At 75.3% G+C, this 14,402-nt stretch carries 14 protein-coding genes; 2 read left to right on the top strand and 12 right to left on the bottom strand.

The window, feature by feature from the left end:
- Window positions 1-5: 5 nt before the first annotated feature.
- Both ACI8AK_RS01210 and ACI8AK_RS01205 read right to left on the bottom strand, forming a co-directional pair.
- Entirely contained in the window at window positions 6-1,325 is a 1,320-nt protein-coding gene (locus ACI8AK_RS01210; RefSeq protein ID WP_387987590.1) for a hemolysin family protein, read from the bottom strand.
- 131 nt (window positions 1,326-1,456) lie between these two features.
- Entirely contained in the window at window positions 1,457-2,299 is an 843-nt protein-coding gene (locus tag ACI8AK_RS01205; RefSeq protein WP_456954879.1) for a hypothetical protein, read from the bottom strand.
- Between ACI8AK_RS01205 and ACI8AK_RS01200 the strand changes: the two genes are divergently transcribed.
- The gene (locus ACI8AK_RS01200; protein WP_456901363.1) at window positions 2,283-2,639 is read left to right on the top strand and encodes a CAP domain-containing protein; all 357 of its coding nucleotides are present in this window, start codon (window positions 2,283-2,285) and stop codon (window positions 2,637-2,639) included. The genes ACI8AK_RS01205 and ACI8AK_RS01200 overlap by 17 nt on opposite strands.
- Window positions 2,640-3,774: 1,135 nt before the next feature.
- Here the strand turns inward: ACI8AK_RS01200 and ACI8AK_RS01195 are convergent.
- Genes ACI8AK_RS01195 through ACI8AK_RS01180 form a run of 4 tightly spaced genes read right to left on the bottom strand, consistent with a single transcriptional unit; the run spans window position 3,775 to window position 7,232 of the window.
- The gene (locus ACI8AK_RS01195; RefSeq protein WP_456954878.1) at window positions 3,775-4,998 is read right to left on the bottom strand and encodes an NADP-dependent isocitrate dehydrogenase; all 1,224 of its coding nucleotides are present in this window, start codon (window positions 4,996-4,998) and stop codon (window positions 3,775-3,777) included.
- Between the two features lie 60 nt (window positions 4,999-5,058).
- Window positions 5,059-6,012 (bottom strand): malate dehydrogenase, encoded by a 954-nt coding sequence (gene mdh, locus ACI8AK_RS01190; protein ID WP_387987598.1) that lies wholly within the window; start codon window positions 6,010-6,012, stop codon window positions 5,059-5,061.
- Window positions 6,013-6,063: 51 nt separating this feature from the next.
- On the bottom strand, window positions 6,064-6,363 hold the full coding sequence (locus tag ACI8AK_RS01185; protein WP_387987600.1) for a DUF3017 domain-containing protein: 300 nt from the start codon (window positions 6,361-6,363) through the stop codon (window positions 6,064-6,066).
- Complete coding sequence (locus ACI8AK_RS01180; protein ID WP_456954877.1) at window positions 6,363-7,232, bottom strand: bifunctional methylenetetrahydrofolate dehydrogenase/methenyltetrahydrofolate cyclohydrolase; 870 nt, start codon at window positions 7,230-7,232, stop codon at window positions 6,363-6,365. The genes ACI8AK_RS01185 and ACI8AK_RS01180 overlap by 1 nt, the downstream gene beginning before the upstream one ends.
- Window positions 7,233-7,326: 94 nt before the next feature.
- Between ACI8AK_RS01180 and ACI8AK_RS01175 the strand changes: the two genes are divergently transcribed.
- Window positions 7,327-7,935, top strand: a complete 609-nt coding sequence (locus ACI8AK_RS01175) for a hypothetical protein (protein WP_456901367.1) — start codon at window positions 7,327-7,329, stop codon at window positions 7,933-7,935.
- A 135-nt stretch (window positions 7,936-8,070) separates the two neighbouring features.
- Here the strand turns inward: ACI8AK_RS01175 and ACI8AK_RS01170 are convergent, their stop codons facing one another.
- The 6 genes from ACI8AK_RS01170 to sucD all read right to left on the bottom strand — a co-directional run bounded on the left by ACI8AK_RS01170 (window position 8,071) and on the right by sucD (window position 14,379).
- On the bottom strand, window positions 8,071-8,715 hold the full coding sequence (locus ACI8AK_RS01170) for a pentapeptide repeat-containing protein (RefSeq protein ID WP_387987606.1): 645 nt from the start codon (window positions 8,713-8,715) through the stop codon (window positions 8,071-8,073).
- Entirely contained in the window at window positions 8,712-10,280 is a 1,569-nt protein-coding gene (purH, locus tag ACI8AK_RS01165; RefSeq protein WP_387987610.1) for a bifunctional phosphoribosylaminoimidazolecarboxamide formyltransferase/IMP cyclohydrolase, read from the bottom strand. Before purH ends, ACI8AK_RS01170 begins: the two co-directional genes overlap by 4 nt.
- Window positions 10,277-10,885 (bottom strand): phosphoribosylglycinamide formyltransferase, encoded by a 609-nt coding sequence (gene purN / locus ACI8AK_RS01160; RefSeq protein ID WP_387987612.1) that lies wholly within the window; start codon window positions 10,883-10,885, stop codon window positions 10,277-10,279. Before purN ends, purH begins: the two co-directional genes overlap by 4 nt.
- 31 nt (window positions 10,886-10,916) lie before the next feature.
- Complete coding sequence (locus ACI8AK_RS01155) at window positions 10,917-12,113, bottom strand: cell division protein PerM (RefSeq protein ID WP_456954876.1); 1,197 nt, start codon at window positions 12,111-12,113, stop codon at window positions 10,917-10,919.
- Window positions 12,114-12,249: 136 nt separating this feature from the next.
- Window positions 12,250-13,311, bottom strand: a complete 1,062-nt coding sequence (locus tag ACI8AK_RS01150) for a hypothetical protein (protein WP_456954875.1) — start codon at window positions 13,309-13,311, stop codon at window positions 12,250-12,252.
- A gap of 189 nt (window positions 13,312-13,500) precedes the next feature.
- Window positions 13,501-14,379 (bottom strand): succinate--CoA ligase subunit alpha, encoded by an 879-nt coding sequence (gene sucD / locus ACI8AK_RS01145; protein ID WP_456901370.1) that lies wholly within the window; start codon window positions 14,377-14,379, stop codon window positions 13,501-13,503.
- Between the last annotated feature and the right edge of the window lie 23 nt (window positions 14,380-14,402).

Raw genomic sequence — 14,402 nt, 5'->3', positions numbered from 1 at the left:
CGGCCTCAGCCGGCCGGGGTGTCCTCCCCGGCCGGCTCGACGTCGGGCGCCCGGGTGACCGACAGGCGGGCGATCCGCCGTCCGTCGAGCTCGAGGACGGTGAGCGTGCGGCCCTCGACCTCGACGGCGTCGCCGACGTCCGGCAGCCGGCCGAGCTCGGCGAGGACGTAGCCGGCGACCGTCTCGTACGGGCCCTCGGGCAGCCGCAGGCCGGTGACCTGCGCGAAGTCGTCCAGGTTGAGCAGCCCGTCGACGTCGTGCGGACCGCCGGGCTCCTCGCCGTCCTCGGGGGCGACCTCCTCGTCGTACTCGTCGTAGATCTCCCCGATGACCTCCTCGATGAGGTCCTCGAGCGTGACGATCCCGTCGGTGCCGCCGTACTCGTCGACGACGATCGCCAGGTGCTGGTTCTCCCGGCGCATCTCCGACAGCGCCGTCAGCACGCCCGCGGTGCCGGGCAGCCGCTTCACCTCGCGGGCGAGGTCGCCCACGGTCGCCGCGCGCCCGGCCGGGTGCGTGGGGAACAGCAGGTCGCGCACGTGCACGAACCCGACGACGTCGTCCTGGTCGCGGCCGGCGACCGGGTAGCGCGACCAGCCGGACTCCGCGACCTGCCGCGCGGCGCGGCTGACCGTCGTCGAGGCGTCGAGGAACTCGACCTCGGTGCGCGGGGTCATGACCTCGCGCACCTCGCGGTCGCCGGCGCGGAAGACCTCGTCGATGAGCCTCCGCTCGTCGCTGGACAGCGACTCGTGCGCGGCGACGAGGTCGCGCAGCTCCTCCTGGCTGATCGCCTCACCGCTGGCCTTCGGGTCCCCGCCGAGCAACCGGACCAGCACGTTCGTCGACGCCGACAGCAGCCAGATGACCGGGCGGGACAGCCGGGCGATGGTGTTCAGCGGCCGGGCGACGAGCAGCGAGAAGCCCTCGGCGCGCTGCAGTGCGAGCCGCTTGGGGGTCAGTTCCCCCACGACCAGGGACACGTAGCTGATCGCGACGGTGACCAGCACCAGGGCCAGCGGGTCGGCGACGCCCTCGCGGAGGCCGCGGCGCACCAGCCAGTCGCTGAACGGCTCGGCCAGGGTGCTGGCACCGAAGGCGGCGGACAGGAAGCCGGCGAGGGTGACGCCGACCTGGACCGCGGCGAGGAAGCGGTTGGGGTCGCCGAGCAGCCGGGCCAGCGCGCGGCCGCGGCGGCCCCGCTCCGACAACACCCGGACCTGGGCCTCGCGCAGGGACACGAGCGCGATCTCCGCACCGGCGAACACGCCGCCGATCAGCACGAAGACGACGACCATGACGATGTCGAGCCAGACGTCGCTCACCGGCGGCGCGCTCCTCGTGTCTCGGGGTGGTGGTCCGTCCATGCTGCCCGGACGGGGACCCGAAACCCACCGCGCGCCCCGGGAGACGTCCCCCACGACCCCGGCGCGACCTCCGTGTAACCTCGGTCACGTCACCCTCCCGGGTGACCTCCGGCTACGGCTACTCTGCACGAAGTCACAGAAAGCGACTTGTCGACTTCGTGAGGTAATCGCTCCGTGCGCCACCGGTCTTCCCCGCCGTCCGCCCGCCACGCCGCTCGGGTGGCACCCCAGCGCCCGCCGCGGCGCCGGGGCCGCGCCCGCCGCCTGCTGCCGGTCCTGCTGGTCGTCCTCGTCGTGGGCGGCATCGCGCTGCTCGTGCCGCTCATGGCCGCCGGCCGGGGCGGGCTGTCGACGGCGGAGTCCGCGGCGACCTCCGCGGCGGACGCGGTGGAGGACGGCGTGGAGGACGGCGCCGAGCGCACCGGCGTGGTGACGATGGGCGTGGACGGCGCCCCGACCACCGCTCCGGGGACGGCACCCGGCGCGCCGGGCTCGTCGGCGGCGGACTCCCCCGCGCCGGGCTCGTCCGCGCCGGACACCCCCGCGCCGGGGACCTCCTCGTCGGCGGGCCGCTCCACCGCGTCAGGCGGGTCGTCGTCGGCGCCCTCGTCGTCCTCGGCCGGGACCTCGTCGTCCGCGTCCTCGTCGTCCGCGTCCTCGTCGTCCTCGTCCTCGTCCTCGTCCTCGTCGTCCTCGTCCTCGTCGTCCGTGCTGCCCGGGTCCCCGGCCCCGGAGCAGGGCGGGTCCTCCTCGTCGGCCGGGTCCTCGTCGTCGGCCGGGTCCTCGTCGTCGGCCGGGTCCTCCGCGTCGGCGGCGGGGTCGGGGACGCAGACGCCGCCCCCCTCGTCGGAGCCCGCACCGGCGCCGGTGGCCCGGACCGCCGCCGCCCCGGCCGACCCCTCCGCTGAGGCCGCGGTGCTGACCCTGGTCAACCAGGAGCGCGCCGCCGCCGGGTGTGCGCCGGTGGTCGCGGACGCGGCGCTGGCCGCCGTCGCCCGGGCGCACAGCGCGGACATGCGCGACCGCGGCTACTTCTCGCACGACACCCCCGAGGGGCTCGACCCGTTCGACCGGGCCCGGGCCGCGGGCGTCGGCAACGCGCGGGCGGAGAACATCGCCCAGGGCCAGCCCGACCCGGCCGCGGTGATGGCGGCGTGGATGAACAGCCCCGGCCACCGGGCGAACATCCTGAACTGCTCGCTGACCGAGCTCGGCGTGGGCGTGGCCGAGGGCTCCGGCGGCCCCTGGTGGACCCAGCTCTTCGGCGCCTGAGCGCCGGCGCCGGGTGATCACGCCGGGTCAGGAGGGCTGTCAGCGTTCCGCTGGCACTGCTGGGTCCGGGGTGATCACCGGTCGAGGGCGCGCGCCAGGTCGCGGAGCAGGTCGTCGGGCCCCCGAGGTCGCCCTTCGTCACGAAGTGGACGCGCCAGCCGGCGGACGTCAGCCCGTTGAGACGGCGCCGGTCCCGCGGCAGCTGGTCGGGCGCCCCGTGCCAGGCGCCGTCGTACTCGAGCGCGAGCCGGTGCTCGGGCCAGGCGAAGTCGACGCGGGCGACGAAGCGCCCTCCGCACCGGACCTCGTACTGCGCCACGGGGAGGGGCAGGCCGGACCGGTGCAGGAGGAGTCGCAGGCGCGTCTCCTGGGGCGACTCGGCGAGCCCGTCGGCGAGCGCCACCGCCCGGCGGGCGTACGCGCTGCCACGGCACCGGGGCAGCGCCGCGACCGCGGCCCGCACGGCAGCGAGGTCCGCGACGCGGGCGCGGACCAGTCCGTCGAGCAGGACGACGGCCTCGTCCGTCCCGTCCCCCGGACGAGGTCCACCGCCGTCCGCACACGCGCGGTCCAGCGCAGCCAGGATCCGTCGTGGACGACGTCCCCGCGCAGCGGAGCGCTCCGCACCGCGACTCCGGGTCCCGGGCTCCAGCGTCGCCCTGGCGGCACGACGACCTCCACCGGGTCCTCGGCTCCCGCGAGGTCAGCGGCGCCCCAGAGCACCGCCGCGGTCCGCCCACCCAGCGCGGCGGACCGGGGCATCACCAGGCTGACCCCGCGGGCCATCAGCCGGTGGTCGACGGGCAGCCCGGCATCGGCGTAGACGTCCTGGCGCAACCGGCGCCAGGCCCCGCTCCGCAGCTCGTCCTTCGTCAGCACACCGGCCGCCACCGCCCACGTACCCCGGAACACCCGTCCGTGGAGCAGTGGTGGGCGGCGGGGCGCGACGGGCACCGGTGGAGCCTGCCCGGCGCCGGTCGTTCGGCGTGCCCGCTGTCCACAGCCTCGACCACCTCGGGTCGGGAGGGCGCTCGACGCCCGCGAGTGCCCGCCGGACCCGAGGTGATCACGCGGCCCCGAACGCGAGCGGCCCCCTCACCGCAGGGTGAGGGGGCCGCCGGCGTCAGCGACTACGTCAGGCCATGGCCTTCTGCAGGTTGCTGTCGATGGCCGCCAGGAAGTCCTGGGTGGTCAGCCACGGCTGCTCCTTGCTGATCAGCAGCGCCAGGTCCTTGGTCATCTGACCGCCCTCGACGGTGTCGATGCAGACCTTCTCGAGGGTCTCGGCGAACCGGGTGACCTCGGGGGTGCCGTCCAGCTTGCCGCGGTGGGCCAGGCCCCGCGTCCACGCGAAGATCGACGCGATCGGGTTGGTCGAGGTCTCCTTGCCCTGCTGGTGCTGGCGGTAGTGCCGGGTCACCGTGCCGTGGGCGGCCTCGGCCTCGACGGTGCGGCCGTCGGGCGTCATGAGCACCGAGGTCATCAGGCCCAGCGAGCCGAAGCCCTGCGCGACGGTGTCGGACTGGACGTCGCCGTCGTAGTTCTTGCACGCCCAGACGTAGCCGCCCTCCCACTTGAGGGACGCGGCGACCATGTCGTCGATGAGCCGGTGCTCGTAGGTGATGCCGGCCTGCTCGAACTGGTCCTTGAACTCGGTCTCGAAGACCTCGGCGAAGATGTCCTTGAACCGGCCGTCGTAGGCCTTGAGGATCGTGTTCTTCGTCGACAGGTACACCGGGTAACCGCGCTGCAGGCCGTAGTTCATCGAGGCCCGGGCGAAGTCGCGGATGGACTCGTCGAGGTTGTACATCGCCAGCGCGACGCCGGCCCCGGGCGCCTGGAAGACCTCGTGCTCGATCGGCGCGGAGCCGTCCTTCGGCGTGAAGGTCACCGTCAGGGTGCCCTCGCCGGGGAAGCGGAAGTCGGTGGCGCGGTACTGGTCACCGAAGGCGTGACGGCCGACGATGATCGGCTTGGTCCAGCCCGGCACCAGCCGCGGCACGTTCTGCATGATGATCGGCTCGCGGAAGATGACGCCGCCGAGGATGTTGCGGATCGTCCCGTTCGGGGAGCGCCACATCTTCTTGAGGCCGAACTCCTCGACCCGCGCCTCGTCCGGGGTGATGGTGGCGCACTTGACGCCCACGCCGTGCTTCTTGATCGCGTTGGCGGAGTCGACGGTGACCTGGTCGTCGGTGGCGTCGCGGTGCTCGATGCCCAGGTCGTAGTACTCCAGGTTGACGTCGAGGTACGGCAGGATCAGCTGGTCCTTGATGAACTGCCAGATGATCCGGGTCATCTCGTCGCCGTCGAGTTCGACGACGGTGCCCTCGACCTTGATCTTGCTCACGTCAGACATTCCCTCTCTGCAGCCCCGGCCCGTCGGGCCGGGAGTCGGTCAGGTCGCGGTGCAGTCGCTCTACAGCTCCGCGACGTCGGCCTGCTTGGCGCGCACGGCCTCGGCCGCCTCGCGCAGTCCGGCCAGCTCGCTCTCGGTGAGGTCCCCCTCGACCACCCGGCGCACACCCGCGCGCCCGATCTCGGCCTCGACGCCGAGGTAGACACCGGAGATGCCGTACTCGCCGTCGACCCAGGCGCACACGGGCATGACGGCGCCGGAGTCCTCCATGACGGCGCGGGCCATCCGGGCCGCGGCCGCGGACGGCGCGTAGTACGCCGACCCGGTCTTGAGCAGCGCGACGACCTCCGCGCCGCCGTTGCGGGTGCGCTGCACGAGGTGCTCGACGCGGTCGGGGGCCAGGACGTCGGCCAGCGGCTTGCCGTCGACGGTGCAGCGCGAGGGCACGGGCACCATCGTGTCGCCGTGCGAGCCGAGGGTCAGGGTGCGCACCGAGGACACCGGGACGCCGAGCTCCTCGGCGACGTTGTTGGTGAACCGGGCGGTGTCGAGCATCCCGGCCTGGCCCATCACCCGCTCCTTCGGGAAGCCGGTGGCCAGCTGCGCCAGGGCGGTCATCTCGTCCAGCGGGTTGGACACGACGATGACGACGGCGTCCGGCGAGGTCCGCGCGACGTTCTCGGAGACGTCCCGGACGATCTTCGCGTTGGTCTCGATGAGGTCCATCCGACTCATGCCGGGCTTGCGCGGCAGGCCGGCGGTGACGACGACGACGTCGGACCCCTCGGTGCCCTCGTACGAGCCGCCGCCGACGCCGACGACCCTCGTCTCGAAGCCCTCGATCGGCCGTGACTGGTTGATGTCGAGGGCCAGGCCCTCGGGCTTGCCCTCGACGATGTCGGTGAGGACGACGGTCTCGAAGACGTCGTACTCCGCGAGCCGGAGGGCGGTGGTGGAGCCGTAGAAGCCGGCACCGACGACGGTGACCTTGCCGTTCCTGGGCTGCTCTGCCATGGGCGTCAACCTAGACCCGGGACCCCGGTCGCCGCGCCCGCGGGCCGACGCTCAACTGCCCGGGACCGCGAGGGCCAGCGCCGACAGCGCGACCCCCGTCCCGGCCATGAGGACGACGTCGACCGGCCGGCTGCGGACGGCGAGGAATCCGACCCGGCGGACGGGGAGCACCAGCCGCAGCACGCCCGCGCCGACGAGCGCCAGCCCGACCACCAGCAGGCCGCGCCGCCAGTGCTCCAGCGCCACCATCCCGAGCCCCACCGCGACCACGACCAGCACCGCGAACAGCGGCAGCTGGCGCAGCAGCCCGGCCAGGAACGGCCGGCGCAGGTACAGCGGCGGGCGCGTCATCAGGCGCTGAGCACCTCGTCCGCGGCGGCGCGCTCGGCGGCCAGCACCACGTTCTGCAGGAGCATCGCCCGGGTCATCGGCCCGACCCCGCCGGGGTTGGGCGCCACGTGCCCGGCCACCTCGGCGACGTCCTTCGCGACGTCACCGGCGATCCTCCCGTCGACCCGGCTGACGCCGACGTCGAGGACCGCGGCGCCGGGCTTGACGACGTCGGCCGTGACCAGGCCCGGCACGCCCGCGGCGGCGACCACGACGTCGGCGGTGCGCAGGTGGGCGGCCAGGTCCCGGGTGCCGGTGTGGCAGAGGGTCACCGTGGCGTTCTCGGTGCGCCGGGTGAGCAGCAGCCCGAGCGGGCGGCCGACGGTGATGCCGCGCCCGACGACGACCACCTCCGCGCCGGCCACCGGGACGTCGTACCGGCGCAGCAGCTCGACGATGCCGACCGGCGTGCACGGCAGCGGCCCGTCGACGCCGAGCACCAGCCGGCCGAGGTTGACCGGGTGCAGGCCGTCGGCGTCCTTGGCCGGGTCCATCGCCTCGAGGACGGCGTACTCGTCGACCTGGCGGGGCAGCGGCAGCTGGACGATGTAGCCCGTGCACGCGGGGTCGGCGTTGAGCTCCTCGACGACGGCGAGGACGTCGGCGAGCGTGACGGTGGCCGGCAGCTCGCGCTGGATGCTGGCGATGCCGACCTGCGCGCAGTCGGAGTGCTTGGCGTTGACGTACCAGCGGCTGCCCGGGTCGTCGCCGACCAGCAGCGTGCCCAGGCCGGGCCGGTGCCCGGCCGCCGTCAGGGCCGCGACCCGCGCGGTGAGCTCCTGCCGGATGGTGGCTGCGGTCGCCTTGCCGTCGAGGATCGTCGCGGGCACCCCGACAGTGTGCCGGAGGCGCCTCCCCGCCGACCGCCGCGGCCCTACGCTTCGAGGTGAGCCCCCGCACGGCCGGATCCCTCGAGGAGAGCTGATGACCGAGCGCGACCCGTCCACCCGGCAGCTCGGGGCCGACTGGCGGGAGCAGACCACGCCGGGGCTGGCGCCCGTGGCCGGCGCGTCCGCGGGGGGCCCCGGCGCGTACGGCCAGGCGGGCCCGAACCCGTACACGACGCCCAGCTACTCCGACCGGCCGGTGCCGGTGCGGGGGCCGGACTCGCTCGGCGGGCTGCTGCTCATCCTCGCCGGCATCGCCGCCGCGGTGAGCCTGCCGCTGCGCTGGCTGGCGCGGGCCGGCGACACCGGTTGGGGTCTCGTCGGCCGCGGCTTCGACGAGGCGGACGCCGGCTTCGGCGCCCTGGTGGACTCCGGCTTCTGGCAGCCGCTCGCCGTCGTGCTGGGCGGGGGCGTGCTGTTCCTGCTCGGCGTCCTGCTGTGGCTGCCCGCCCGGACGCACCGCCTCCTCGGCGTCCTCGCGCTGTTCGTCAGCGCGCTGGCGATCGCCGCGGTGCTCGTGCCGTTCGCCGCGGAGGACTGGGACCCGGCGGCGTTCGGCGTCGGCTTCTGGTCCGCCTGCGCCGTCGGCGTCCTCGGCCTGCTCGGCGCGCTCAAGGCCATGCTCACCGGCCCCCGCTACCGCTGACGGTTCGCGACGCTGCCGTCCCACCGGACGGCACCGCGGCCAGGAGCCGTCCCCGGCCCGTGTCGGGCCGCTCCCGGCGCTCGGTCGCGGGAGCCTCCGGCCCCCGCTCCTCCCGCCGCCCGCGGAGTGCCCGGCTCAGCCCTCGACGAGGGCGCCGTGGGCGCGGGCGACCTGCACCGCCTGCACGAGGTCGATCCGGACGCCGGTGAGCTCCAGGCCCCGCCAGGGCCAGGCCTCGGTGGCCGCGCCGCGCAGGTCGGTGCCGCGCAGCTTCGCGCCCTGCAGGCGGGCGCGGTCGAGGTCGGCGCCGGTGAGGTCGCACTCGCGCAGGTCGGCGTCGGTGAGGTCGGCCTCGCGGAACCGCTGACCGGACAGGTCGCTGCCGGACAGGTCGACGCCGCGCAGTGACGTCCAGCTCCAGTCGGAGTCGGTGCTGGTCAGCGGCCGCAGGACGGCGCCGGGGAACTGCGAGCCGGTGAGCTTGCAGCCCTCCCAGACGGCGTCGATCAGCCGGGCGCGGTCGAACCGGCAGGACAGGAACGCGCTGCCGCGGTGCCGCGACCCGCTCATCCGCACGCCGGTGAGGACGCAGGAGTCGAACACGCAGCGGCGGGTGACCAGCTCGGTGAGGTCGGCGTCGTCGAAGCGGCAGCGGGTGAAGGTGACGCCGTCGAGCTCGGCGCCCCACCAGTCGACGCGCGCGAGGTCGGCGTCCTCGAGCTCCTCCCCCGGCTCCGGCGGACGGACGTGGGGCCGGCCCCCCGGTGCGCCCGACCTCAATGCGCGAAGTGGCGGGTGCCGGTCAGGTAGAGCGGGACGCCGGCCGCCCGCGCCGCCGCGACGACCTCCTCGTCCCGCACCGACCCCCCTGGCTGCACCACCGCGCGCACCCCGGCGTCGAGCAGCACCTGCAGGCCGTCGGCGAAGGGGAAGAACGCGTCCGAGGCGGCCACCGACCCCGCGGCCCGATCCCCCGCCCGCGCGACCGCCAGCCGCGCGGAGTCCACCCGGTTCACCTGGCCCATGCCGACGCCGACGGTCGCCCTGTCGTGGGCGAGCAGGATCGCGTTGCTCTTCACCGCGCGGACCGAGCGCCACGCGAACACGAGGTCGTCGAGGCCGGCGGCGTCCAACGGCTCGCCGCACGCCAGCGTCCAGGTGGTCGGGTCGTCGCCGGCGGCGTCGATGCGGTCGGCGCTCTGCAGCAGCAGCCCGCCGCCGACCGGCCGCAGCTCGACCGGGGGCCGACCGGCCTCGGGCAGCCGCAGCAGCCGGATGTTCTTCTTCGCCGTCAGCACCTCGACGGCGTCGGCGGTGAACGACGGCGCGACGACGACCTCGGTGAACACGCCGGCCACCTGCTCGGCCATCGCCAGGTCGACCTCCCGGTTGGCCGCGATGACACCGCCGAACGCCGAGACCGGGTCGCAGGCGTGCGCCTTGCGGTGGGCGGCGGCGACGTCCGGACCGACGGCGATCCCGCACGGGTTGGCGTGCTTGACGATCGCCACGCAGGGGTCGTCGTGGTCGTGCGCGGCCCGCCACGCGGCGTCGGTGTCGACGTAGTTGTTGTAGGACATCTGCTTGCCGTGCAGCTGCTCGGCGTGCGCGATCCCCCCTGTCCCGGCGCCCGGCTCGCCGCTGCGGTACAGCGCCGCCCGCTGGTGCGGGTTCTCGCCGTAGCGCAGCACGTCGGCGCGCTCCCAGGACGCGCCGACCCAGGACGGGAAGCCGGACTCGTCGTCGGGGGCGAGCACGTTGCCCATCCACGAGGCGACGGCGATGTCGTAGGTGGCGGTGTGCCGGAAGGCGGCCACGGCCAGCCGCTGCCGCTCGGGGAGGGTGAAGCCGCCGGCGGCCACGGCGGCGAGGACGTCGCCGTACCGGGCCGGGTCGACGACGACGGCGACCGACGGGTGGTTCTTCGCGGCCGCGCGCACCATCGCCGGGCCGCCGATGTCAATCTGCTCGACGCACTCGTCCGGGGTCGCGCCCGAGGCCACGGTCGCGGTGAAGGGGTAGAGGTTCACGACGACGAGGTCGAAGGCGGCGACGCCGAGCTCCTCGAGCTGCGCGACGTGCTCGGGCTTGCGCCGGTCGGCGAGGATGCCGGCGTGCACGGCGGGGTGCAGCGTCTTGACCCGCCCGTCGAGGCACTCGGGGAAGCCGGTGACCTGCTCGACCGGGGTGACCGCGATCCCGGCGTCGGCGATCCGCCGCGCGGTGGCCCCGGTGCTGACCAGCTCCACGCCGGCGTCGGCCAGGCCGCGGGCGAGCTCCTCGATCCCGGTCTTGTCGTAGACGCCCAGCAGGGCTCTGCGGATGGGGGTCCGGCTCTCGGTCATCGCGGGCTCTCCTCCGTCGTCCCGGTGACGAGTCGCGCCACCGTCTCCACCAGGAGCGTCCGCTCCACGGCCTTGATGCGTTCGTGCAGGCGGTCCTCGTCGTCGCCCGGCAGCACCGGCACCTCGCGCCGGGCGAGCACCGGGCCGGTGTCGACGCCGGCGTCGACCAGGTGCACCGTGCTGCCGGTGACGTCCACGCCGGCGGCCAGCGCGTCGCGGACGGCGTGCGCGCCCGGGAACGCCGGCAGCAGCGCGGGGTGGGTGTTGACCAGCCGGCCCTCGTAGCGGGCCAGGACGGCGGGACCGACGATCTTCATGAACCCGGCGGACACCACCAGGTCGGGCTCGTGCGCGGCGATCGCCTCGGTCAGCGCGCGGTCCCAGGCGGCCCGGTCGGGGAAGTCGCGCAGCGCGACGGTGAACGTCGGCAGGCCGCGGCGGCGGGCGTGCGCGAGCCCGGCGGCGTCGCGGTCGGCGCCGACGGCGACCACCTGCGCCGGGTAGCCGGGGTCGTCGGCGGCCTCGAGCAGCGCCGCGCACAGCGAGCCGGTGCCCGAGATCAGCACGACGACCCGCGCCCGCGGGGAGGACTCGGGGCCGGGCACGTCCGCGACCCTATCGACGGCGCCAGGGGCCTCAGCCGAGGGACCGCCAGCGCGCGGTGGCCGCCCCGACCGCCGCAGCGACGCCGGCCTGCAGCGCGAAGGAGAGCGCGGTGGCCACGGGCGGCACGCCGACGTCGGCGAGCGCGCCGTCGCCCAGCGAGCCGCCGGCCACCGCGGCGAGGACGCCCACGCCCAGCCCCAGGACGACGCCGGCCGGCACGCCCCACAGGCCGGCGACCACCGAGCCGCCGTCGTCGTCGGTCATGCGGCGGCCCAGCGCCACCCCGGCGACCAGCCCGGCCAGCGCCGGGACCGCCTGCGAGACGAACGCCAGCAGCGGCACCGCCTGGGTGTCGGGCAGCGCGGCCAGCAGCGGGAACGCCGGCACCGGACCGAGGCTGATCCCGTGCACCGAGACGATGGTGCCGGCGCCGACGGCGAACCCGGGCCCGGCCGCCACCCCGAGCGCGGCCGCAGCGGCGTTGGGCAGCAGCAGCGCCCCGAGCGCCAGCGTGCCCACCGCACCGGCCCCGGAGCCGCCGAGGGCGCCCGCGACCGCGGCGTAGCCGGAGGCGTCCGCGGCCAGCGCGACGGCGACGACGGCGAGACCCAGTGCGCCCGCGGCGAGCAGCCCGGCGAGGACGGCGGGCAGCAGGGGCCGCACCGGCCCGGGCAGGCGGTCCAGGACGCCGTCGAGCAGGTCGCCCTCCCGGAGCACGCCCCAGCCGACGGCGACCGCGGCGAGGACGGCGGCGCCGAGGCCGCAGCGCAGCAGGTCGGTGCGGGCCCCGGGCCCGTCGACGACGAGCCCGAGGAGGACCGCCAGCAGCGCGTGCACCGCGACCGCGGTCGCCACGACCCCGGCGGCGGCGCGGGCGCCGGCGGGCTCGGCGACGCGCAGCACGCCCCGCCCGGCCCGGTCGAGCCCCCAGGCGACGGCGAGGGTGAGCAGCAGCGGCGCGAGGACCAGCGGCCCCGACGGCAGGTCGAGCCCGCCGCCGTTGGCCAGCAGCCACAGCCGGCCGCCGACGCGGGCCGCGCTCGGGACCGAGAACCCGCCTGCGGGATCGAGCGTCTCGACCACCACGACCGCGAGCCCGAGCCCGAGCAGCCCGAGCAGCGTGACCGCGGCCGTGGCGGCGGCGGTCAGCGCGGCCGGGTACCAGGGCCGCCCGGCACCGGGGCCGCGCTGTCCCGGCACGGGCAGGCGCGCCAGCAGGGAGACCACGTCCCCACTCTCGCAAGCGTCCCCGCCGTCTGTCCGCCGCACGCGCCGGGAGGGGCGCCGGAACGGCGACGAGGGCCGGCGGCAGTGCCGCCGGCCCTCGTCGGGACGGGTGCGCCCGTGACGGAGCGCGGTCGGGTCAGGACTGGCCGTGACCCGAGGCGGAGGAACCGCCGTGCTGGCCGGAGGAGTGCTGACCGGGGTCGGTGACCGGCGACGGGGTGTACGGCTGACCGTGGCCCGGCTGCCCGGGCTGCCCCGGCTGCCCGGGCTGGCCCCACGGCTGCGCCGGCTGGCCGCCGTAGGGGACGGGCCGGCCGTACGGGCCCGGGGTGCCGTACTGGCCGGGAGCCGCCGGCGGGCCCGGGGCGCCGCCCTGGCCGATGCCGAAGTCCGGCGCCTGCTGGTTGGCCCACTGCGCGGCGCCGGCGAGGGCGCCGGGCAGCGCCGGCCTGTTCCGCATCTCCGGCAGCAGCCGCAGGAACGCGAACACCGCCACCGCGACGGTGACCAGGAAGCCGAGCAGCGCGAACACCGAGAAGCCGGCGTCGAAGGTCTGGATCCAGACGACCAGGGTGAGCAGCGCGGCCAGCCCGGCCAGGCCCACGGTGATCCAGCTGCGCGGGAAGCCCAGGTCCAGCTGCACGAACGCCGGCAGCAGCGCCCACACGCCGGCCAGGAGCAGCAGCACGAAGCTGAAGGTCACCAGGCCGCTGACCTCGAAGCCGGAGAAGCTGTAGCTGATCTCCGGGACGTCGAAGCCGGGGACGTCGAAGCCGAAGTCGTCACTGCTGGAGAAGGTCGCCCACGGCAGCAGCGCGAGGACCAGGTAGACCAGCGCGCCGGCGGCGACGACGTAGTCGGCCGTCCTCAGGCGCCCGAGGTCGAAGCCCGCACCGGCCGGGCGCGGGGCCTGGCCGTACGGCGACGGGGCGCCGGGCGGCGGCTGCTGGCCGTACGGCTGCCCGTAGGGCTGCGGCGCGCCGTGGGGCTGCTGGCCGTGGGGCGGCTGCTGCCCGTAGGGGGCCTGCTGGCCGTAGGACGGCTGTCCCTGAGGAGCACCGTAGGACGGCGGCTGCTGCCCGTACCCCGGCTGGCCGTACCCCGGCTGGCCGTACCCCGGCTGGCCGTACCCCGGCTGGCCGCCCGGTCCCGGCTGCCCGGGCATCCCGGGCTGCTGAGGCGGCTGACTGGACGTCATCGTTCGACTCTCCCTCGTCACATCGGTACGGCGTCGCGGATGCTCTCCCCCGCCGTCGACGGGCTGCAACCTCGCCACGCTCGCCCCTCACCACGAGGGGCGAGATCGTGACCGCCCCGCAACCCGTCCCCGGGAAGCGGAACTGCCCCGGCTCCTGGGGAGGGGCCGGGGCAGTCCACGGGGGGGCGATCAGGCGCCGACGAGCTCCCGCATGAGGCGGGCGGTCTCCGACGGCGTCTTGCCGACCTTGACCCCGGCGGCCTCGAGGGCCTCCTTCTTGGCCTGCGCGGTGCCGGCCGAGCCGGACACGATGGCGCCGGCGTGGCCCATCGTCTTGCCCTCGGGCGCGGTGAACCCGGCGACGTAGCCGACGACCGGCTTGGTCACGTTGGCCTTGATGAAGTCGGCCGCGCGCTCCTCGGCGTCGCCACCGATCTCACCGATCATGACGATGGCCTCGGTCTCCGGGTCGTCCTGGAAGGCCTGCAGGCAGTCGATGTGCGTGGTGCCGATGACCGGGTCGCCGCCGATGCCGACACAGGTGGAGAAGCCGATGTCCCGGAGCTCGTACATCATCTGGTAGGTCAGCGTGCCGGACTTGCTGACCAGGCCGATCTTGCCCTGCTTGGTGATGTTGGCCGGGATGATGCCGGCGTTGGAGCGCCCGGGGCTGATCAGGCCGGGGCAGTTCGGGCCGATGATCCGGGTGGCGCCGCCCTGGGCGTGGGCCCAGAAGTAGGTCGAGTCGTGCACCGGGATGCCCTCGGTGATGACGACGGCGAGCCCGATCTGGGCGTCGACGGCCTCGATGACCGCGCCCTTGGCGCCGGCCGGCGGCACGAAGATGACGCTGACGTCGGCGCCGGTCTCCTTCATGGCCTCGGACACGCTGCCGAACACCGGCACGCTGGCGCCCTCGAAGTCGACGCGCTCGCCGGCCTTCTTCGGGTTCACGCCACCGACGATCGCGGTGCCGGAGGCGAGCATGCGCTGGGTGTGCTTGCGCCCCTCCGAGCCGGTCATGCCCTGGACGATGACCTTGCTGTTCTCGTTGAGGAAGATCGACATCTCTTCAGGTCCTGTCTGGAGGT

The sequence above is a fragment of the Geodermatophilus sp. SYSU D00867 genome (assembly GCF_054050315.1).
Note: the sequence above shows the minus strand (reverse complement) of the source record. Positions and strands in the feature narration are given on the sequence as shown.